This is a genomic window from Corynebacterium sp. LaCa54, from assembly GCF_046717495.1.
Taxonomy (GTDB): Bacteria; Actinomycetota; Actinomycetes; order Mycobacteriales; family Mycobacteriaceae; genus Corynebacterium; species Corynebacterium kefirresidentii.
Window position 1 is genome coordinate 2090413 of the sequence record NZ_CP177115.1, and the last position, 21454, is coordinate 2111866.

Consider the following 21454-nt stretch of genomic DNA (forward strand, 5'->3'; position numbering starts at 1 on the left):
AGTGCGGTGGGCTAGGCGCGCCAGACGACGGCCGTAGCAACCGCCGCACGCCCCTCCTTACGGCCGGTGAACCCCAGGTGGTCCGTCGTGGTAGCAGATACGGACACGGGGGCACCAAGGATTTCGCTCAGTACGGCCTCGGCCTCTTCGCGGCGCGGACCCATCTTGGGGGTCTGGCCGATGAGCTGGGCGGCGGCGTTGCCGATGATAAAGCCCTCAGATTCGAGGAGCTGGCGGCATTCGCGCAGCAACTTCGCGCCGGAAACGCCATCGTATTCGGGGCGGCCGACGCCCACGAAGGAGCCGAGGTCACCGAGGTGGGAGGCGGATAAAAGGGCGTCGACAAGCGCGTGCGCTACAACATCCCCATCGGAGTGGCCCTCGCACCCGTCAACGCTTTCGAAGAGCAGGCCGGCGATCCAGCAATCCTTGCCGGCCTCGATTTGGTGGGCGTCGGTGGCAATTCCAACGCGCGGGATAATCGGATTAGTCATGGGTCTCCTCGGTCAGGGCGTGGGCCAGGGTGAGATCGATGGGCGTGGTGATCTTGAAAGCCAGGGTATCGCCCGGCACGGTTGCCACGCGCTCGCCGTGCCATTCCATGAGGCTGGCGTCATCCGTGGCGGTAAATTCGGGCTGCTGGGCCCAATAATCGAGGTTGGCCTGGCGCAGCGCGGACAGGCGGAAGGCCTGCGGGGTTTGCACTGCGCGCAGGCGGGAGCGATCGGGGGTGCTCAACACGGCCTCATCCGCGACTTCCTTGATGGTATCGGCCACCGGAACCACCGGCACGGCCGCGGGAGCGCCTTCCGCCACCCGCTTGGCGACGCCCCGCACCATCGCCGGCGGCGTCAACGCACGGGCCGCATCGTGGATGAGCACCACGGCATCCTCGTCCGGGATTGCTTGCAGGCCGGCCCACACGGAATCGGCGCGCTCGCTGCCACCGTGAACGAGGCGAATCGGGGCGGCGCTTGCAGCGTCAGTAGCACCAACGGCGTCGATGCGGCCGATAATACGCGCGGCCTCAGCCTCCATGTCCGGGCTGACCAGGACGATAATTTCATCGACTACCCCGGAGGCCAGCAATGCTCGCACGGAGCGTTCCAAGAGGGTGCGGCCGCGCAGCTCGACATAAGCTTTGGGCACCTCGGCGCCGAGGCGAGTTCCCTGGCCTGCGGCCGCGATGAGCGCGATGACGCGCGGTTTAGTCTTCGTCGTCGAAGGAGAGGTCATCGAGATCGATGTCGTTGTCGATATCGGTGGTGATGGACTTATCATCTACCAATCCGGCGGCGCGGTGGCGCTCGATGGTGGCATCGATTTCTTCCATCATGGTGTCGGCCTTCTTCTCATCGACCGGCTTGGCCAGTGCGAGCTCACCTACCAGGATGGTGCGGGCCTTGCCGAGCATGCGCTTCTCGCCGGCCGAAAGGCCGCGATCCTGGTCGCGGCGCCACAGGTCACGCACGACCTCGGCGACCTTATTGATATCGCCGGAAGCCAGGCGCTCCTGGTTAGCCTTATAACGGCGAGACCAGTTGCCGGCCTCTTCGACGTCCTCGTCACGCAGCACGGAAAAGACCTTTTCTAGGCCTTCCTTGCCCACGACGTCGCGCACGCCGACATTATCGGCGTTCTTGATGGGCACGCGGACGACCAGGTCGGACTGGTTGATGTGCAGCACCAGGTATTCGAGCGTCTCGCCGCCCATTTCGCGGGTCTCGATATCCTCGATGACGGCCGCACCGTGGTGCGGGTAGACGACGACCTCGCCGACCTTATACTCCATTGCCACTCCTTGTGTTCCCGATTTATCCCGGTTGACTAAGGCCGCTATTTTATCACGCACGGCCGCCCCGACTGCGGATACCCCCGTATACCCCCACGGTCTACCCGCCCGATTTGGGACAACTGTGTACTTTATTGCGAAAGGGACTAGGCTAAAGCGTTGACAAGCCCTGTGATCGCAATTGATGGAGGATGCTCAACGTGCAGTCCCTGAAGTCCGCCGCCCGCCGCGGTGCCATTATTTCCGTTACCGCCGTCTCCGCTCTGGCGTTGGCTTCTTGCTCGGCGGGTCATGTCACCCAGACCGCTGAAAAAGTGGCTGCGGTCGATGGCGCTTCTGCAAGCACGGAAGATAATAAGGCTGCAGTTCGCGATGTCACCATCCTGGTAGAGCCGGACGGCACTGCTGCACTGAAGTTCAGCGCCATTAACCAGGGCTACGACACCGATGTCATTTCCTTGGAGTCCGTGAAGGTCGATGGCCAGCGCGTTGAGATGAAGCAGCCACAGCCGCTGCACCGCGATGAGTCCATCATCGCTGATTCTCAGAAGAACCTGGAAGCTAACCCCCAGCAGGATTCCGAAACCGTCCAGTACATCGCCACCAAGTTGAAGAATGATGACTACGGCTACGCCGGTGACCGCCCGGTTACCTTCGAGTTCTCCAATGGCTCCATCGACGTAAACGCCACCATCGCTGCCACCCAGATGCAGTCCGGCGAGTTCGACCGCGACGTCGAGTCCTCCGAGGGCTACACCTCCGAGGCTCCGAAGAACTAAGCCACACTACTTTCCAGCCCCGCTCCCAGCCCGTTTCGGGCTGGGAGCGTCTGTGTGTTTTAGGCTAGAAGCCATGGCCAAGAAAACCCGCCCCATCCATACCTGTTCCGAATGCGGCTACGTCTCGCCCAAATGGCTCGGGCGATGCCCGGACTGCGGTGCGTGGGGCACGCTGGAGGAAAAGGCACCGGTGGTGGCGGTGCCAGGGGCGTCGGCAAGCAAGGGCGTAGCCCCGTCGAGTCCGGCACAGCCGATTACCAAGATTGGGGCGCAGGCAACAAAGACGGTGCGCACCGGTATCGGCGAGTTGGATCGCGTGCTGGGAAGCGGCATCGTGCCGGGCTCGGTGGTGCTTATGGCCGGCGAGCCCGGCGTGGGCAAATCCACGCTACTGCTGGAAGTAGCCTCGCGGTGGGCACAGCTCGGCCGCACCGTGCTCTACGCGACGGCCGAGGAATCCGCCGGCCAAGTCCGCTCCCGCGCCGAGCGCACCGGCGCCTTGCAGGAAACTTTGTATTTGGCGGCCGAGTCCAACTTGGATGGGGTCTTCGGGCACGTCGATAAGCTGCAGCCTAGCCTCATCATCGTCGATTCGGTACAGACCATGCATGCCGTAGGTGTGGAGGGTGTATCCGGTGGCGTGGCACAATCGCGCGCGGTAACGGCCGCGCTGACGTCATTGGCGAAATCCACGGGCATTCCGGTGCTACTGGTCGGCCACGTCACGAAGGACGGCAACGTGGCCGGGCCACGCGTGCTGGAGCACCTTGTCGACGTCGTCTTAAACTTCGAGGGCGACCGCCAATCCAGCCTGCGCATGCTGCGCGGCATCAAAAATCGCTTTGGTGCCACCGACGAGGTGGGCTGCTTCGAGCAGACCTCCGGCGGCATTCGGGAGGTAGCGGATCCCTCCGGGCTATTCCTCTCGCACCGCGGTTCTACGCCGGATGGCTCGGCCGTGACGGTCGCGATGGACGGGGTGCGGCCGATTCTGGCGGAGGTGCAGGCGCTGACGGTGGACCCGGTGGCGAAAAACCCGCGGCGGGTGGTTACCGGGCTAGATTCCAACCGCGTGCCGATGGTGCTCGCGGTGCTCCAGGCCCGCGCCGGCCAGCGCACCAATGATAAAGATGCCTACGTCGCCACGGTCGGCGGCATGCGCATTACGGAAACCGCGACGGATTTGGCGGTGGCGTTGGCGACGTGGTCCTCGTTGCACGAGCAACCGCTGCCGGCCAAGACGGTTGTCATTGGCGAGGTGGGCCTGGCCGGCGAGTTGCGTCCAGTGCCCAATGTGGAGCGGCGCTTAATGGAGGCCGCGCGGCTGGGTTATAAGAACGCGATTGTCCCACGCGGGGAAATCGAGCCAGTAGACGGCATTCGCGTCCACCAAGCTGGGACGCTAGGGCAGGCCATCGCTGCGGTGGCGAGGTAGCACCTAGCGCAGCGTGAAGTCCTGCGGCGGGGAGGAGTTATCGCCGATGATGGTGTGGGCGAAGTAGGCTCCTGGTTCAGCCGCGGGACGATTGGTGCATTCACCCGGCTTGGAGGCTTGGCGAGACCATTCGGCCTCGAATTTTACGTCCTTGCCGGCCGGGAAGGTCTGCGAGCCGGTCTGCACGGAAGCATAGCAATCCGTATCGGACCACACGCGCTGGTTATCGGCCATCTTGTAGACCTCGAAGCGCAGCAGGTTCTTGTCTAGATCAATCTTGCAGTCTGCGGCCGTGGGGTTGGTAACCGTCATGAAGAACTTCGGCAGTTCGCCCTCCGGCACGGAGTAGTTCAACATGGAGGTGCGCACCTGGAGGTCTGCCAGGTCGCAGGTCTTCTTTGCTGCCTCGGAGCTCGCGGCCGCGGAGCTGGAGGGCTGGCTTTCGGCAGACTCGCTTTCCGACGCCCCCTCGGCCGACGCCTCCGCGGAGGTCGCGGAGGTTTCTGGGGCAGCAGAAGATGAGGTCTGCTCCGGCGTAGGCGCGGGTGCGGCGGTATCGGCCGGCTCATCGCTGCTGCCCCCGAAGGCAGCCACAGCCGCCCAGATCAGCACCACGACCAGCACGAGTACGATGATGAGCGCCGCTACTCGTCGGCGCTTGTAAATCTCTTCTGGTAGGGGCTTTTTCTGCGTCACGCTGTCAATTTTAAGCGGTGGGCACGGGCCGGTGCGCTAAGCCTGCGCCGCGTGTCAGGCGGGCTAGTCCACCCCGAAGGTCTGCAGGGTTTCCACGCTGGAATCTTCCAGCAGGTAGCGCGCGCCGATAACGCCCAGGGCACCCTCGTCGAGCAGACGGCGGACGTTGGGCACGCTGGCAACCAGCTGGGCGACGGTCTGGCGGGTGTGCTCCCGCTCGACGTCGTCAGTCGTGGCATTTGGGCCCGCCACCAGTGCGGAGGCGGCAACCTTCTCGATGATGGGGCGCTGCAGGCCGGTGGGCAGCTCGCCGCCGGATACGAAACCGGTAGCCGCGCCCACCGCGCCGCAAGATTGATGGCCGAGGACTACCAGCAGGTTGGGTTTGAGGGCAGCAAGGGCGTAGTCGAGGGAGGCTAGGACGGCGTCGTCAAGAATGTGGCCGGCAGTGCGGATGACAAAGGCATCGCCGAAGCCGATATTGAAGACGTGCTCGATAGGGGCGCGGGAGTCGGAACAGGAAATAACCACCACGCGAGGGTCCTGGCCGTGAGTTAGGCCCTCGCGGTTATAAATCTCGCGCACGTCGACGGTCTCGCCGTCCAATACACGCTGATTTCCCGCCTTGAGGGCCTCCCATACGGCCTGCGGTTCGTGGGTAACATTACGTAAAGGCATAGGCCACATTCTAATGCCCTAGACTATCTCCCACGATGGATTCGCAAGCTCTTCTTTCCTGGTTCGATGCCAATGAACGAGACCTGCCCTGGCGCCGGCCTGGCACGAGCGCGTGGGGTGTGCTGCTCAGTGAGGTCATGAGCCAGCAGACCCCAGTCGCCCGCGTGGCTCCGGTGTGGGAGGACTGGATGCGGCGCTGGCCCACCCCGGCAGATTTTGCCCAGGCCACTCGGGCGGAGGTGCTGCGCGCCTGGGGCAAGCTGGGCTACCCGCGCCGCGCGCTGCGCCTGTGGGAATGTGCCGCGGCCATCGGCGAAGGCGAGGTACCGGCGGACGTCGATGAATTGCTGCGCCTGCCTGGCATTGGGGATTACACCGCGCGCGCCGTGGCCTGTTTTCATTTCGGGGTCAACGTGCCGGTGGTCGATACCAATGTGCGCCGGGTTTATGCCCGGGCAGAGGATGGCAAATTCTTGGCGCCGCAGCCTTCGAAGCGGGAGCTGGCGGCCGTGGCAGAGCTTTTGCCGGCCGAGAATGGGCCGCGCTTTTCAGCCGCGCTTATGGAGCTGGGCGCGCTGGTGTGCACGGCGAAGAATCCCGCCTGCGAGCAGTGCCCGCTGCGGGAGAGCTGTGCATGGCAGCTGGCTGGCCGGCCCCAGCCGAGTGCGGAGGAGCAGGCGCGGGCGAAAAAGCGGGTGCAGAAGTTTGTAGGCACAGACCGGCAGGTGCGCGGCAAGATTTTGGATGTGCTGCGCGCAGCGGACGGGCCGGTTCCGCAGTCCGAAATTGATGTGGTCTGGCCCGATGCGGCGCAGCGCTCCCGCGCGTTGGCTTCGCTGCTTGCCGACGGCCTCGCCGAACAAAACGACGCCGGCCTATTCCACCTACCCATTTAGGTGACTAATAATGGCCGGCCATATCCGCAGGTCGCGATCCTGTGGGTGTGATCTGCTTAACGCCAGCGGCCGCGGAAATTGAAACCTCCGGGCAGATTCACCCACATGCCGCCGCGAGAATTGAATGTGACCGGTCCTACCTTGGTAGACATCGACGCGCCGGAGCCGGAAACGTTGATCCAGCTATTCTTGCCGGTCTTTTTCCTTGAACGATACTGAAGTCCCATAGGCATATATTTTAGCAATTCCACTTCCACCGTTCCTACCGCACAGTAGGTTTTGGATATGGAAAAGATTTGCATCAGACTTCTAGCGGTTTGTTCACTCATTCTCGGTTCCCTGCTAAATCCACCCGCAGCGCAGGCTGCGGTAACTTCGGCTCGGCCGTCGCCGCACGTGCTCGATGGCGTCGGCCGCGGGCAGGTATTCACGTATGACACCACTACGGATGATGGTCGACCGATTCAGGCCTCGGCAACCTTATACGAGCCGAATACACCGTGGCGCGGCAAAGGCGAGCGGCCCACCATCATCTTTGCGCCCGGCACTCGCGGCGCAGGAGACCAGTGTGCACCATCGCGCGCCGGCATGGGCCTAGGCTCAGTGGGACTCAGCAAGGTCGGCTCCCCCACCATCAATGCCAACTACGAATACGGCTTTTACATGGGTGCGCTCCACCATGGTGCCCGGGTGATCGTCGCGGATCTCATCGGCTTAGGCATGCCAGGGCACCACACCTATGTCAATCACATTGAGGAAGCGCACGCCATGCTCGATGCCGCCCGCTCCGGATTGGAGTTGGCCCACGCTCCAGAGGACACCCCTATCGGCTTTGCAGGCTACTCGCAGGGCGGCGGCGCCTCGCTTGCCGCGGCGGAATTTGCCGATTCTTATGCACCTGAGCTGAACGTGGTCGGCACCTACTCCGGCGCTCCGCCGGCTGACCTACCCAAGGTAATGAAAGCTATCGACGGTTCTTCCATCGTCCACGTGCTGGGATACGCCATCAATGGCTTTGCCGAGCGCGACCCCCAGTTCCGCGACGCAGTACTAGAAGAGCTCAATCCTCGCGGCATCGACTTCTTGCGCTCGGCGGCCACCAGTTGTACGGGTGACTCCATCCTCATGTGGGGTTTTAGCAGCACCCGCCAGCTCACCCGCACCGGGGAATCGCTGTCTGAACTAGTACAGCGCAAGCCCATTATCAAAGAAACCTTGCTTCGGCAGAACCAGGGCAAGCACCCGCTGAAGGGCCCGGCGATGATCGCTAGCTCGCCCCATGATGACCTCATTCCACACCAGCAGGTCCGCGCAGTCGCCGGGGCATATTGCCAGATGGGTGGAACCGTGGACTTCATGGCCGCGCCCGGCACCGCCACGATTCCAGGCGCAGGCGCCGACCACGCTTTACCGCTCTACATCAACGTCCCGGTGGGCTTGAAGTACCTCTTTGACCGCTTCGACGGGAAACCGGCGCCGTCCAATTGTGCTGGCTAAGGAGCCCGGGCATAAGAAAACTGCACGCAACGAAAACCACCCAGCCTCGCAGAAAGCGAGAAGTTGGGTGGTTTTATCTAATTTCCGGCTTACATCGGCTGGCCGGCGCCTGCTGGCGGCGGGTTATGGCCGTCGTCATCGGAGTCAGAACCAGACTCTAGGTCGGTGCCGGCGGCGGTGGAACCGCCATCGCCTGGGACATCTGGGGTGATGGTGTCAGGCTCACTGGAGTCGGTGGACTCGGCGTCGTTGTCGCGCACCTCGGTATCGTCCAGCTGAGGCTCCTCAGTCTCGTCCGGCAGCGGCTTCGGACGAGGGCTGAAGGTGAACTTCGCACCCGTATTGTCCTTAGATTCGCCGTCCCAGCCCTCGACGTCGACGGTGATGATTTCACCGGCACCGATTTCGCCGAAGAGGATCTTTTCGGAGAGCTGATCCTCAATCTCGCGCTGAATGGTGCGACGCAGCGGGCGAGCACCCAAGACCGGGTCGAAGCCACGCTTGGCCAGGAGGTTCTTGGCCTTGTCCGTAAGCTCGATGCCCATATCGCGCTCCTCCAGCTGCTTGGCCACGCGGCCGATGAGCAGCTCGACCATTTCCACAATCTGCTCCTGAGTGAGCTGGTGGAAGACAACGATGTCATCGATACGGTTCAAGAACTCCGGGCGGAAGTGCTTCTTCAGCTCGTCGTTGACCTTCTGCTTCATCCGATCGTACTGAGCATCCGCATCATTTTCGGAAGAGCCAGTAAAGCCCAAGCCCACCGGCTTCGAGATGTCCTGGGTACCCAAGTTCGACGTGAAGATGAGAACGGTGTTCTTGAAGTCAACAACGCGACCCTGGCCGTCGGTAAGCCGGCCATCCTCTAGCACCTGCAACAAGGTGTTGTAGATCTCCTTGTGGGCCTTCTCAATCTCATCAAAAAGCACGACGGAGAATGGCTTGCGGCGAACCTTCTCGGTCAGCTGGCCGCCCTCTTCGTAGCCAACGTATCCCGGAGGAGCACCGAAGAGACGAGAAGCGGTGAAGCGGTCGTGGAACTCGCCCATATCGATCTGGATGAGGTCATCATCCGAACCGAAGAGGAAGTTAGCCAGGGACTTCGACAGCTCGGTCTTACCCACACCGGACGGGCCAGCGAAGATGAAGGAGCCGGACGGGCGGCGCGGATCCTTGAGGCCTGCACGGGTACGGCGGATGGCGCGGGAGACGGACTTGACCGCCTCGTCCTGGCCAATGATGCGCTTGTGCAGCTCTTCTTCCATGTTGAGCAGACGGTTGGATTCCTTCTCTGTCAGCTTCAGCACAGGGATGCCGGTCCAGTGTGCCAGCACCTCTGCAATCTGGTCCTCGCCAACCTCGGCGATTTCCTCGAGGTCACCGGAACGCCACTGCTTTTCCTTCTCAGCGCGCTCCTCACCCAGCTTGCGCTCCTTATCGCGCAAGCCAGCTGCCTTTTCGAAGTCTTGGGCATCGATGGCCGCTTCCTTCTCCTTGCGGACCTCAGCGATGCGGTCATCGACCTCGCGCAGGCCCTTTGGCGCGGTCATGCGCTTGATGCGCATACGGGCACCAGCCTCATCGAGAAGGTCGACGGCCTTATCCGGCAAGAAGCGGTCATTGATGTAGCGATCCGAGAGGGAAGCTGCAGCGTGCAGCGCCTCATCGGTATAAGACACGCGGTGGTGAGCCTCGTACTTATCGCGCAGGCCCTTCAGAATCAAGAAGGTGTCATCCAGGGAAGGCTCGTCTACCTTAACCGGCTGGAAACGACGCTCGAGGGCGGCGTCCTTTTCGATGTGTTTGCGGTACTCATCCAAGGTGGTAGCACCGATGGTCTGCAGCTCGCCACGGGCCAGCTTTGGCTTGAGCAAGGAAGCTGCATCGATAGCACCTTCAGCAGCACCAGCACCGACCAAGGTGTGGATCTCATCGATAAACAAGATGATATCGCCGCGCTGGTTAATCTCCTTGAGGACCTTCTTCAGGCGTTCCTCGAAGTCACCGCGGTAACGAGAGCCGGCCACCAGGGAGCCTAGGTCAAGCGAGTAGAGCTGCTTGTCCTTGAGGGTTTCCGGGACCTTGCCGTTGACGATGTCGAGCGCCAAGCCCTCGACCACGGCGGTCTTACCAACGCCCGGCTCACCGATGAGGACCGGATTATTCTTTGTGCGGCGAGAGAGCACTTGCATGATGCGCTCTACCTCGGACTCGCGGCCAACGACAGGATCAAGCTTGCCGTCCTTGGCAGCCTGGGTGAGGTTGCGGCCGAATTGATCAAGCACCAGGGAATTGGAACGCTCACCGGAACCACCGGAGCCGCCACGAGCGCCGGCGCCAGCACCTGCACCGACTGGACCGGAGCCTTGACCATTGGAGGAACCACCCTCTTGCTGGCCGCCTTCATAGCCGGATAGCAGCTGGATAACCTGCTGGCGTACGCGTGGCAGATCGGCGCCGAGCTTGGTTAGCACCTGGGCAGCGACGCCGTCACCCTCGCGAATGAGCCCCAGCAGCAAGAACTCAGTACCGATGTACTTGTGTCCCATCTGCAGGCCCTCACGCAGCGAGAGCTCCAAGACCTTCTTGGCGCGTGGGGTAAAGGGGATGTGGCCGGTGTGCGGCTGGCTGCCCTGGCCGATGATTTCCTCGACCTCTCGGCGAACATCCTCCAGGGAGATACCCATGGATTCCAGCGCCTTGGCGGCCACGCCTTCGCCTTCATGGATAAGGCCGAGCAGAATGTGCTCGGTGCCGATGTAATTGTGGTTAAGCATGCGTGCTTCTTCCTGCGCCAGGACGATGACGCGGCGAGCACGATCGGTAAACCTCTCGAACATGATTCCCCTATACTTTCGCTTCTAATGTGGTACCCACTCTAACGCGGCAATCAACCGATAATTTCCGGTTTTGACCCCAGAAGCCCGCAACACCGCCAGAATTCACCATATTCGCAGCTCACACGGGTGTACGCCGGTAGCGAACAGGGGCATGTGCATGTAATCTAGAATCGTTTTATTGTTCCCTGCCCCACTTTTGCACTGTTTAAGGAAATCTCCACCGTGCCCCAACTTCCTGAGTTTTTTAACACCCAACACAACCTGCACGAATTGGCAGTAGTGGAGGAAGCTCCTTCCTCCACGCTCTTCGCCGTGGAAGACGGAGCCACGCACCAACCGTTGAGCGTGGAGATTTTCGCCCCAGGAATTACCGGCATGGTGGAAAAGTCCACCGCGTTACATGGATTGCACCACCCAGCTATCGCGCCGCTGGTAGGCACGGGCACTACCGCAGACGGGCAAGAGTTCATTGTGCGCGAAGGGTTTGTCGGCACCCAGCTTTCGCAAGTACCCAATAATCTCAGCCCCGCAGACGCGGCGGAGATCTTCGGCCCCCTGGCCGGTGCGGTGGACTTTTTGATCTCTCGCAAGCAGGCAGACTTTGCGGTCCATGGGCTGAGGGAGGCCCGGGTGGGCGTCGACAAGCACCGGCACCTTTCGGTGCTGACCGCAGTCGGCCCGTCCGCCGAGGCGCACGGCAATGCGGTAGAGGTATTCGAGCAACTTGTCGCACGCAAGTGCCCGGATTATAAGGCCACCGGCACGGCGGACAGCGCCAAGGATGTGGTAGCTCAGCTGCGCCCGCAGCGAGAGTTTGATACCGCGCAGATCCCGCGCGTGCAAGCCCCAGAACCGCGCCCCCGGCAGCAATTCGCGCCGCCCCAGCCGCAACAACAGCCGCAGCAGCAGCCGATGGCCCAGCCCATGGGGCAGCAGCCCATGGCGCCAGCGCCGCAGAAGAAGGGCAAGGGCGGTCTCATTGCGTTGATTAGCGTGTTGGCGGTGGCCGCGATTGCCGCCGCGGCGGCGCTGTGGTTCTTCTTGTCCTACCCCAGCTGGAATGACAAAGAACAAAACCTGGCGGATGCGTACCCGAACCTGGTGAGCTCCCGTAGCGGCCAGGAGGGCTTCGATGGGGCAAAGTGTTCCTCGCGTGAGCCGGAGTCTGGCCAGGAGGCCAAGATTTCCTGCGTGGGCGATGGGTTTAGCTATATCGTGACCTACTACCCCAGCATAGAAGAGCGCGATGCCATGCTTCCCGACGCCGAGCCGGTGGAGCTTTCCAATGACCAGTGCACCATCCAAAGCTATGAGACCACCGCGGATGTTCCTACTTACGTCATGGCCGTTGAAGGCACCCAATCCGCGTTCCTCGTGTGGGGCGATAAGGCTGAAAACGAGCGGCTGAACCTGCCGCTGTGCGCCTCTTAAATCGCACTCTCAGAGTTTCCGGCCCGCCGCGCATAGCGTGTGCGGGTCTTATGCCTGTCCTAGTGGCTACTCCGTCGACGGCACGCGCTTGAGGAAGGGGGCCAGCACAATAACCACCAGCGAGAGCACGCCTGCAAAAAGGAATGCCCAGTGCGCACCGTGAGCGGTGGCAGCAACATCATTCATGCCTTGTGCCAGGCCAGCCTTGGTGCCACGGCTAAGGAACGTCATCAAAAAGGCAGTGCCGGCCGCGCCCGCCAGCTGCTGCAAAGTATTAAGGATGGCGGAGCCGTGTGAGTAGAGCTCATCCGGCAGGGAGGCCAGGGACGTCGTCATCAGTGGCGTCATCATGAGCGCAATGCCGAGGGCGAATAGGACGTGCATAGCAATGACCATCCACACAGCGCTGTCCTCAGTGAGCAGGGTCATCAGCCACGTGCCCGCGGCAAGGAGAAGGGCACCGGGAATCATCAGCGGACGGGGCCCGTGGACATCATAGAGGCGGCCTACCATCGGGGAGATGCCGCCTTGCAGCAAGCCGCCGGGCATGACGACGAGCCCGGTGACCAGGGAACTTACCGCCAAAGAGGTCTGCAGGTAGATGGGCAGGACATTGACCACGCCAAGCAATAGCCCGAACATCAAAAGCATGCCGAGTACCGCCACGGTGAAGTTCGGAACCTTAAATGGTCGCATATCCAGCAGGGCGCGATTGTCTTTAGCCAGGCGCACTTGCCGGAGGGTAAAAAGCGCCAAGGCCACAAGTCCTATGGCGAGGACGAGGATGTCTATGAGGCCTTCGCCCTCCAGAATATTTTCTAGGGACGATACGGCATATACCAACCCGCCAAAGGCAAGGACGGACAAAATAACTGAGGGGAAATCCAGCGGGGTATCGCGTTTATCGCCCACGTTGACTAGGCGGAGGTAGCCGGCGACGCCGATGAGGCCGAGCAGCGGAACCATGGTCCAGAAGATGACGTGCCAGGTGAACATGCTAAGAACCAGACCACCCACCGTAGGTCCGAGCGCCGGGGCCACGGAAATGACCACGGAGATAATGCCCATGACGCTGCCGCGACGCTGCGGCGGGACGAGGGTCATCGCCACCGTCATCAAGGTGGGGATCATCAACGCAGTACCCGCCGCTTGGAAAACGCGCCCCACCAGCAAGATGCCGAAGGCTGGGGCGAGTGCCGCAAAGACTGTACCGGCAAGGAATACACCCGCGGAGGCGAGAAAGATCTGGCGGGTGGTGAATTTATCCATGAGAAAGCCGGTGGTCGGGATGACCACGCCCATGGTGAGCAGGAAACCGGTAAGCAACCACTGGGCGGAGGTAGCCGGGATGTCAAAGTCCGCCATGATGGCAGGCAATGCCACCGAAAGGGCGGTCTCGTTCAGGATCATCACCATCGCACCAAGGACGAGGATGGTGAGGTTGATTTTTACCTCTGCGGAAATGTGCGGATCTGGTTTCTGAGACACCCAGATAGGATACTGAGGCCGCCGATATGGGGAAAGTCGGGGAGTATAATTTTAATGTCTTCCTCCGCGCGGTCAGACCGCGCCACCCGAATATATAGAGAGGCCATCCCAGTGCGTTTTCTCCAGGATTCCCGCCCGCCGTACGAATTGACCTATTCCGATGTGTTCATGGTGCCCAGCCACTCCGAGGTGGGCTCGCGCCAGTCGGTGGATCTCACCACTGAGGACGGCACTGGCAATACCATCCCGCTCATCGTGGCCAATATGACCGCCGTGGCCGGTCGCCGCATGGCCGAGACCATCGCGCGCCGCGGCGGGCTCACTATCCTGCCACAGGACCTATCCCTGGATGCGGCCGCAGAGACCATCGCCTCCGTGAAAGCGGCTGACTTGGTCTATGACACCCCCATTATCGTGAAGCCGCACCATACCGTGGGCTATACCAGCAACCTTTTGCACAAGCGCGCTCATGGCGCGGCCATCGTGGTCGACGGGGACATGCCCATCGGCATTATCACACCGAAGGATCTGCGCGGGCAGGATAATTTCACCGCCGTCGGCCAATTGATGACCACGGATCTGGTGACGCTGCCGGTGGGCATTGACCCACAGGAGGCCTTCACCAAGCTGCGCAAAACCTCGCGGAAGTTGGCACCGGTGGTCAACCCGGATGGCACCCTGGCCGGAATCCTCACCAGGAAGGGGGCGGTGAGGGCGAAGATGTATAAGCCGGGCGTCGACAAGCAGGGCCGGTTACACATTGGTGCGGCCGTAGGCATCAACGGCGATGTGGAAGGCCGCGCCCGTGCGCTGGCGGAAGCCGGTGCTGACGTTCTAGTCATTGATACCGCGCACGGCCACCAAGCCAGCATGCTCAGCGCGCTGCGCAAGGTAAAAGCGCTGGACTTGGGGCTTCCCATTGCTGCCGGCAATATCGTCACAGCGGAGGGCGTGCGCGAACTGGTGGCCGCCGGCGCGGACATCATCAAGGTCGGCGTGGGCCCAGGCGCGATGTGCACCACCCGCATGCAAACGGGTGTGGGCCGCCCGCAATTCTCGGCCGTCCTGGAGTGCGCTGCGGCAGCCCGCGAGGTTGGCGCCCACGTCTGGGCCGATGGCGGCGTGCGCGACCCGCGCGATGTCGCTCTTGCTCTGGCCGCCGGTGCCTCCAATGTCATGATCGGCTCCTGGTTCGCCGGAACCTTTGAATCCCCAGGTGACCTGCACAAGGACGCCGATGGCGCCTTTTACAAGGAATCCTTTGGCATGGCTTCGCGCCGGGCAGTGCGCGGCCGCAACTCCGATACGGAGGCCTTCGAGCGCGCCCGTCGCGAGATGTTCGAAGAGGGGATTTCTACCTCGCGCATCTACCTCGACCCTGAGCACGGCGGCGTGGAGCATCTAGTGGACCGAATCATTTCTGGCGTCCGTTCCTCGTGCACTTACGCCGGCGCCAATTCCTTGGCTAGCTTCCACGAACGCGCCACTGTGGGCGTGCAGTCCGCCGCCGGGTTCGCGGAGGGGCAGCCGCGCGCCACGAACCGTTAATAGGCTGCATGCTACGTTGACAGATATGCTAACTCGCTATGACCAAGCGGCCTCCCGCGCGGCCGCACAGGTTATGGGGCGCTACTCCACCAGCTTCTCGCTGGCCACGCGGCTCTTGCGCGGGCGGGTGCGCGCCGATATCCGCCACTTATACGCGGTGGTGCGCATTGCCGATGAGCTTGTCGACGGCGCCGCTGCCCAAGCCCACACCGACCCCGCCGCCGCATTGGATGCCTACGAGAAAACCATCCTGGCCGCACCGCAGCAGCGACTGCACACGGATCTCGTGGTCCACGCTTATGCCTTAACCGCGCGTCGCTGTGGCTTCCCCCGCGAGTACCTTGCTGCCTTCTTTCACTCCATGCGCGCGGATCTTAAACAACGCGAGTATTCTTCGGCCGAGCTGCAAGACTATATCTACGGCTCGGCGGAAGTCATTGGGCTTTTGTGCCTACAGATTTTCCTAGCCGAGGAAAGCGTTTCACCCGCCGACCGCACTGCCATGGAACGCGGCGCCCGCGCGCTAGGTTCGGCATTCCAGAAGATAAACTTCCTGCGTGATTTGGGCGAGGATAGCTCTACTTTGGGGCGCACCTATTTTCAGCAGGCCCCATCCGGCCGGATTGATGAGGCCACCAAGTCCGCGCTCATCGCAGAGATCCGCCAGGAGCTTGCTACCGCCGCGCTCACCATCGACTTGCTACCTGCCTCCGCACGGGTTGGTGTGAGCGCGGCGGCGGATATCTTTGCCGAGCTGACCAATCGCCTCGCCGCAACCCCTGCTACGGACCTCGCCACCACGCGCGTATCCGTGCCCAACCACACCAAGGCTTGGTTAGCGGCCCGCGCAGTGCGCCGCCGCGGCCACAGCAAGCACGCCCCACACCCAGCCGAAGATTAAGGAGAACGTCATGCACGCCGTCGTCATCGGAGCCGGCATCGCTGGACTCGCCACCGCCGCCTTGCTCGGCCGCGAAGGATACGAGGTCACCGTGGTGGACTCGCTGGATGAGGTGGGAGGCCGCGCCGGCAGCTTTGCAGAAGACGGCTTTCGCTGGGATACGGGCCCGTCCTGGTATCTCATGCCCGAGGCTTTCGATCATTTCTTTGCGCTGTGCGGCACCTCTACCGAGGCGGAGCTAGATCTGGTGGACCTCTCCCCCGCCTACCGTGTTTTTCATGGGGATGCGCCCGTAGACGTGCACTCCGGTATCGAGGAAGTCACCGCGCTGTTCGAGTCCTTGGAACCCGGCGCGGGAGACAAGGTCCGGCAGTACTTGGCGCAGGCCAGCGATACCTATGACATGGCACTCGAGCACTTCCTCTACACCACCTTCTCCGCGCCGCTCAATTTGGTGCACCGCGATATTCGCGCCCGGCTTTCTCGCCTCGTGGCGCTGCTTGCGGCAAACCTGCAGCAGCACGTGGGCCGGACCTTTGCTGATGCCCGCCTGCGCCAGATTCTGAGTTACCCGGCGGTCTTTTTATCCTCCGAGCCGGCCGCCGCCCCGGCCCTATATTCCCTGATGAGCCACACCGACCTGGTGGAGGGAGTGCGCTACCCACAAGGTGGTTTCGCCGCCGTGGTCCAGGCCATCTACCGACAAGCGAAGAAGTTTGGCGCCACCTTCCGTTTGGGCGAGGAGGTTACCTCCATCAAAGTCTCTAATCGGCAGGTAACGGGCGTACGCACGAATAAAGGCGCCATCCACGCCGATATCGTGGTCTCCGCGGCGGACTTGCACCACACCGAGACCCAGCTTTTGCCGCCGCAGCTGCGCACCTACCCGGAGCGTTACTGGGGCCGGCGCAATCCGGGCCTGGGTACCGTGCTCATCTTGGCCGGGGTGAAGGGCAAGCTGCCCGAGCTGGCACACCATACGTTGCTCTTTAGCAAGGACTGGGATCCGGATTTCCGCGCCGTCTATTCCGGCCCAGAGCCCTCCCGGCCGTTGGGGGCCTCCGAGTCCATCTACGTGTCCAAGACCTCCGCCACCGACCCAAGTGTCGCCCCCGAGGGCCACGAAAATCTCTTCATTCTGGTGCCGGTGCCGGCCGCGGAGGCGCCCGGGTTTGGCAATGCCTATCACGCTGAGGAGTCCGAGCGCGTGGCTGCGATTGCCGACGCCGCCCTCAACCGCATCGCGGCCACGGCCGGGGTGCCGGATTTGCGAGAGAGGGTCGTCGTCAAGCGCACGCTCGGCCCCGCCGATTTTGCCGAGCGCTACCATGCCTGGTCGGCCGGCTCCATCGGACCGGCGCACACGCTGCGGCAGTCGGCGTTTTTGCGCGGACGCAATGCCTCGCGCAAGGTAGGTGGCCTCTACTATGCGGGGGCTACCACCGTGCCAGGCGTCGGTGTGCCAATGTGCCTGATTTCGGCCGAGAACATTATTAAGCGCCTGCGGGGCGATACCTCCGCCCGGCCGCTTTCGCACTAGCCCAGGCATGGCAAAAGCCGCCAGCCACGCGGACTGACGGCTAGCGATTGGCCGCTGGGCGGCTACTTCTGCTCTGGCTTAACCAGTGGGAAGAGCACGGTTTCGCGGATGCCCAGACCAGTCAAGGCCATCAGCAGGCGGTCCATGCCCATGCCCGTACCGGCTGTAGGCGGCATGCCCTGCTCCATAGCGGCGAGGAAGTCCTCATCCAGCACCATGGCCTCATCATCGCCACCGGCGGCCAGGCGGGCCTGATCCTCGAAGCGCTCGCGCTGGATAACCGGGTCCACGAGCTCGGAGTAGCCGGTTGCCAGCTCGAAACCGCGCACGTAGAGGTCCCACTTTTCGGTCACGCCCGGCTCGGAACGGTGCTGGCGGGTCAATGGGGAGGTCTCAACCGGGAAATTCTTGACAAAGATAGGGCCTTCGAGCTGGTCCTCGCACAGGACCTCCCAGATCTCCTCGACCAGCTTGCCGTGGCCCCAGCCGCCGTCCTTAGGGACGTCGAGACCAATGACGTCTGCAATGCCCTTGAGCGTCTCGACGTCAGTATCGATGGTGACCTCCGGCTGGCCCGGGAACTTGCGCTGCAGGGCCTCGTTCAGGGACGGGTACATCTCGATTTCCGGCCATTCTTCGCCACCGAAATCGAACTCGGTGCCATCGGCAAGGGTGACGGTGGTCGAGCCGAAGACATCGCGGGCAACAGCTTGGATGGACTCGCGCGTCATGCGGGCACAATCGTTGTAATCGCCCCACGCAGCGTAGGTCTCCAGCATGGCGAACTCTGGCGAGTGGGAGCGGTCAACGCCCTCATTGCGGAAGTTGCGGTTGATTTCGAAGACGCGGTCAATGCCGCCGACGACGGCACGCTTCAAGTACAGCTCTGGAGCGATGCGCAGGTAGAGGTCAATATCCAGCGCATTGGAGTGGGTGATAAACGGGCGAGCGGCTGCGCCACCGTGCAGGGTCTGCAGCATCGGGGTCTCGATTTCTACAAAGTCCTGGCTTTCCAGGTAGTTGCGCAGCGCGCGCATGACCTTGACGCGAATCATGGCGTTCTTGCGGGCATCTTCGCGGATAATGAGGTCGTTATAGCGCTGGCGCACGCGGGTATCTTCAGCCATATCGGCGAAGGACACCGGCAACGGACGCAAGGACTTAGCGGCCATGGTCCATTCGGAGACCATGATGGACAGCTCGCCACGGCGCGAAGAAATCACGCGGCCGCGCACGGAGATGAAATCGCCCAAGTCGACGTCGGACTTCCAGGCGTCGAGGCGCTCCTTGCCTACCTCAGCCAAAGAAAGCATGGCCTGCACCTGGGTGCCATCGCCATCCTGCAAGGTGGCGAAGCACAGCTTGCCGGTATTGCGCATAAAAATAAGGCGACCGGCAATGGCATGGGTAACCTCGGTTTCCTCACCAGGGGCCAGGTAGGTTACGCCCTCTTCGTTGCCAGGCTCTTCGCCTTCAGCCACGACGCGGAAATCATGGCGCAAATCCTTTAAAGAGATGGTGCGCTCAACGGTTACCGGGTAGGCCTCTACGCCGGATTCCAGCAGGCGATCGCGCTTTTCGCGGCGGATGCGCAGCTGCTCAGGGACATCGTTTACTTCATTATTCTTCTGCTCGCTCACGTTAGCCAAGGGTAGTCGATCCCCACCGCAGCACGCGATTTAGCCCACGCCACCCTCTCCCGGGAAAGGATTTACGCATAATTCACTTCACTGTCACCTCGGGGTCAACACACAGTTACGAAGATGACCTTTTATATATGGCTGTCCCCATATGTAATCAATATTTTTCGACATTTTTGGAGCAATACCCATGGCGCTTAAGGGCCGCAATCTTCTCTCTAGTCTCTTTGCATCCTCTCGTTCCAGCCTGACCTGCACTTACAAGTGTGGCAATGCGTGCTTCGGAGAGTGCGAGAACAAGTCCGATAACCCGTACTTCGGCGACCAGTTCTCCCGTCGTACCGCCCTGCGCGCGGGCAGCCTGTCCGTTGTAACCGTCGGCGGCGGCGCCGCGCTGGCTGCCTGCTCCAACCCGGATGATGCCTCCAACGAGGCGTCTTCTTCCGAGGGCAAGGGCGGCAAAACCTCTGAGGCGAACGTCGAGCTCACCTCCGCCGAGGGCATGAAGTTCGACCCAGTACAGCCGAATGAAAAGGACGAAGTAGTCATCCCGAATGGCTACGAGCAGTCCGTCCTCATTGCCTGGGGCGATCCGCTGTTTAAGGACGCACCGGAATTCGATGACAAGAATCAGACCGCCGAGGCAGCTGAGAAGCAGTTCGGCTTCAACAATGACTTTGCCGGTCTTATCGAGCACCCAGACGATGACAACCGCCTTATCTACGTCTGCTCCCACGAGTACACCACCGAGCCGCAGATGTTCCCCAACTACGATGCGGATAACCCGACCGAGGAGCAGGCCAAGATTGGCTGGGCTGGTCACGGTCACTCCATCGTGGAAGTATCCAAGGTTGGCAACACCGGTGAGCTCAAGCGCGAGTTTGGCCCACTCAACCGCCGCATTACCGCCACCACCGAATTCACCTTGGTCGGCCCAGCTGCCGGTTCCGAGTTTGTAAAGACCTCTGCCGATAAGACGGGCAAGAAGGTCAAGGGCACTTTGAATAACTGTTCCGGTGGCATCACCCCGTGGAACACCATGCTCTCCGGCGAAGAGAACTTTGACCAGTACTTTGCACACGCCAAGCTGGATGACAAGAAGGCGCAGGAGTCGCTGGAGCGCTTCGGCATGGAAGATGGCGAGTCCCAGCGCAAGTGGGAGCGCTTTGATAAGCGCTTCGACGTCTCCAAAGAGCCGAACGAGCCGAACCGCTTCGGCTGGATCGTAGAGATTAACCCACTAGATCCTAAGTCCACGCCGGTCAAGCACACCGCTCTGGGCCGATTCAAGCACGAGGCCGGCAACATCCACATCGCCTCCGATGGCACCGTGGTGTGCTACGCCGGCGATGACTCCCGCTTCGAGTACATCTACAAGTTCATCTCCACCAAGAAGTACAAAGAGGGCGATATCGAGCACAACCTCACCATCTTGGACCACGGCACCTTGTACGTAGCCAAGGTAGAGGGCAACTCCCCAGCCGACGAGATTGACGGCTCCGGCGTGCTGCCCGAAGACGGTGCCTTCGACGGCGAGGGCAAGTGGATTAAGCTGCTGACCTCCGATACGGAAAACAATAAGTTCGAGTCCCACGTTGACGGCATGTCCGCCGAAGAGGTTGCGGTTTATACCCGCGAGGCAGCCGATAAGGTGGGCGCCACCAAGATGGATCGCCCTGAGGATATGCAGGTCCACCCAGACTCGGAGAAGGTCTACGTGGCCCTGACCAACAATAAGTACCGCGGTGCTACCGGCGAGGACGCCAAGAAGAACAAGGAAGAGCCGATGGAATGGGCTCCCGTCAAGGAGAACAAGAACGGCCTGGTCATGGAGATTGAAGATGACCACGCTGGTGAGAAGTTCACCTGGAACCTCTTCCTGGTCTGTGGTGATCCGAAGGAGGCTAATACCTACTTCGGTGGCTTTGACAAGGAGAAGGTGTCCCCGATTTCCTGCCCGGATAACCTGGCCTTTGATAGCCACGGCAATCTGTGGATCTCCACCGACGGTAACGCGCTGGAGTCCAACGATGGCCTCTACGCGGTGACCACCGAGGGCGATACCCGCGGTGAGCTGAAGTGCTTCCTTACCGTTCCGGCAGGTGCCGAGACCTGCGGGCCCATCGTCACCGATGAGCGCGTGATGGTCAACGTCCAGCACCCAGGTGAAACCGATGACGCCACCTTTGAAAAGCAGACCTCTCACTGGCCTGACGGTGGCAAGTCCACCCCACGCCCGGCAGTGGTTGTGGTGTGGAAGAAGGACGGCAATATCGGCGTCGATAAGAAGTAA

Annotated in this window: 18 protein-coding genes; 9 read left to right on the plus strand and 9 right to left on the minus strand. The window is 61.8% G+C overall.

Features of this window, described 5'->3' with window-relative positions:
- Window positions 1-11: 11 nt before the first annotated feature.
- From ispF to ACLI1M_RS10165, 3 genes are read right to left on the minus strand one after another with little or no spacing between them, the layout of a single operon-like run.
- The gene (ispF, locus tag ACLI1M_RS10155) at window positions 12-494 is read right to left on the minus strand and encodes a 2-C-methyl-D-erythritol 2,4-cyclodiphosphate synthase (protein ID WP_200288645.1); all 483 of its coding nucleotides are present in this window, start codon (window positions 492-494) and stop codon (window positions 12-14) included.
- On the minus strand, window positions 487-1236 hold the full coding sequence (gene ispD, locus ACLI1M_RS10160) for a 2-C-methyl-D-erythritol 4-phosphate cytidylyltransferase (protein ID WP_248100130.1): 750 nt from the start codon (window positions 1234-1236) through the stop codon (window positions 487-489). Before ispD ends, ispF begins: the two co-directional genes overlap by 8 nt.
- Window positions 1208-1792, minus strand: coding sequence for a CarD family transcriptional regulator (locus ACLI1M_RS10165; RefSeq protein ID WP_005325718.1), 585 nt, complete (start codon window positions 1790-1792; stop codon window positions 1208-1210). Before ACLI1M_RS10165 ends, ispD begins: the two co-directional genes overlap by 29 nt.
- A 191-nt stretch (window positions 1793-1983) precedes the next feature.
- On the opposite strand from ACLI1M_RS10165, the gene ACLI1M_RS10170 reads away from it, so the two are divergent.
- Window positions 1984-2571, plus strand: a complete 588-nt coding sequence (locus ACLI1M_RS10170; protein ID WP_034655526.1) for a hypothetical protein — start codon at window positions 1984-1986, stop codon at window positions 2569-2571.
- A gap of 73 nt (window positions 2572-2644) precedes the next feature.
- The gene (gene radA / locus ACLI1M_RS10175; protein ID WP_034655528.1) at window positions 2645-4006 is read left to right on the plus strand and encodes a DNA repair protein RadA; all 1362 of its coding nucleotides are present in this window, start codon (window positions 2645-2647) and stop codon (window positions 4004-4006) included.
- A gap of 3 nt (window positions 4007-4009) precedes the next feature.
- Here radA and ACLI1M_RS10180 read toward each other — a convergent pair whose 3' ends face one another.
- Window positions 4010-4702 carry a hypothetical protein gene (locus tag ACLI1M_RS10180; protein WP_248100128.1) on the minus strand — a complete coding sequence of 231 codons (693 nt, stop codon included), beginning with the start codon at window positions 4700-4702 and terminating at the stop codon, window positions 4010-4012.
- Between the two features lie 63 nt (window positions 4703-4765).
- Complete coding sequence (locus tag ACLI1M_RS10185) at window positions 4766-5380, minus strand: carbonic anhydrase (RefSeq protein ID WP_248100126.1); 615 nt, start codon at window positions 5378-5380, stop codon at window positions 4766-4768.
- Between the two features lie 35 nt (window positions 5381-5415).
- Here ACLI1M_RS10185 and ACLI1M_RS10190 point away from each other — a divergent pair, with 35 nt between their 5' ends.
- Window positions 5416-6276 (plus strand): A/G-specific adenine glycosylase, encoded by an 861-nt coding sequence (locus ACLI1M_RS10190; protein WP_248100124.1) that lies wholly within the window; start codon window positions 5416-5418, stop codon window positions 6274-6276.
- 56 nt (window positions 6277-6332) lie between these two features.
- Here ACLI1M_RS10190 and ACLI1M_RS10195 read toward each other — a convergent pair whose 3' ends face one another.
- Window positions 6333-6503: a DUF4236 domain-containing protein gene (locus ACLI1M_RS10195; RefSeq protein ID WP_080970400.1), complete on the minus strand. Its 171-nt coding sequence runs from the start codon at window positions 6501-6503 to the stop codon at window positions 6333-6335.
- 58 nt (window positions 6504-6561) lie between these two features.
- Between ACLI1M_RS10195 and ACLI1M_RS10200 the strand changes: the two genes are divergently transcribed.
- Window positions 6562-7773: a lipase family protein gene (locus ACLI1M_RS10200; protein ID WP_248100122.1), complete on the plus strand. Its 1212-nt coding sequence runs from the start codon at window positions 6562-6564 to the stop codon at window positions 7771-7773.
- 89 nt (window positions 7774-7862) lie between these two features.
- Here the strand turns inward: ACLI1M_RS10200 and ACLI1M_RS10205 are convergent, their stop codons facing one another.
- Window positions 7863-10613 carry an ATP-dependent Clp protease ATP-binding subunit gene (locus tag ACLI1M_RS10205; RefSeq protein WP_248100120.1) on the minus strand — a complete coding sequence of 917 codons (2751 nt, stop codon included), beginning with the start codon at window positions 10611-10613 and terminating at the stop codon, window positions 7863-7865.
- Between the two features lie 222 nt (window positions 10614-10835).
- Here ACLI1M_RS10205 and ACLI1M_RS10210 point away from each other — a divergent pair, with 222 nt between their 5' ends.
- Complete coding sequence (locus ACLI1M_RS10210) at window positions 10836-12044, plus strand: serine/threonine protein kinase (protein WP_248100118.1); 1209 nt, start codon at window positions 10836-10838, stop codon at window positions 12042-12044.
- A 66-nt stretch (window positions 12045-12110) separates the two neighbouring features.
- Here the strand turns inward: ACLI1M_RS10210 and ACLI1M_RS10215 are convergent, their stop codons facing one another.
- Window positions 12111-13532 carry an MDR family MFS transporter gene (locus tag ACLI1M_RS10215; protein ID WP_317001510.1) on the minus strand — a complete coding sequence of 474 codons (1422 nt, stop codon included), beginning with the start codon at window positions 13530-13532 and terminating at the stop codon, window positions 12111-12113.
- Window positions 13533-13643: 111 nt separating this feature from the next.
- Between ACLI1M_RS10215 and ACLI1M_RS10220 the strand changes: the two genes are divergently transcribed.
- From ACLI1M_RS10220 to crtI, 3 genes are read left to right on the plus strand one after another with little or no spacing between them, the layout of a single operon-like run.
- The gene (locus ACLI1M_RS10220; protein ID WP_411706555.1) at window positions 13644-15080 is read left to right on the plus strand and encodes a GuaB1 family IMP dehydrogenase-related protein; all 1437 of its coding nucleotides are present in this window, start codon (window positions 13644-13646) and stop codon (window positions 15078-15080) included.
- 25 nt (window positions 15081-15105) lie between these two features.
- On the plus strand, window positions 15106-15981 hold the full coding sequence (locus ACLI1M_RS10225; protein ID WP_239205475.1) for a phytoene/squalene synthase family protein: 876 nt from the start codon (window positions 15106-15108) through the stop codon (window positions 15979-15981).
- A gap of 10 nt (window positions 15982-15991) precedes the next feature.
- The gene (gene crtI, locus ACLI1M_RS10230) at window positions 15992-17521 is read left to right on the plus strand and encodes a phytoene desaturase family protein (protein WP_248100112.1); all 1530 of its coding nucleotides are present in this window, start codon (window positions 15992-15994) and stop codon (window positions 17519-17521) included.
- A 62-nt stretch (window positions 17522-17583) separates the two neighbouring features.
- Here the strand turns inward: crtI and lysS are convergent, their stop codons facing one another.
- Entirely contained in the window at window positions 17584-19161 is a 1578-nt protein-coding gene (gene lysS / locus ACLI1M_RS10235; protein WP_086588204.1) for a lysine--tRNA ligase, read from the minus strand.
- A 190-nt stretch (window positions 19162-19351) separates the two neighbouring features.
- Here lysS and ACLI1M_RS10240 point away from each other — a divergent pair, with 190 nt between their 5' ends.
- Complete coding sequence (locus ACLI1M_RS10240; RefSeq protein WP_086588205.1) at window positions 19352-21454, plus strand: PhoX family protein; 2103 nt, start codon at window positions 19352-19354, stop codon at window positions 21452-21454.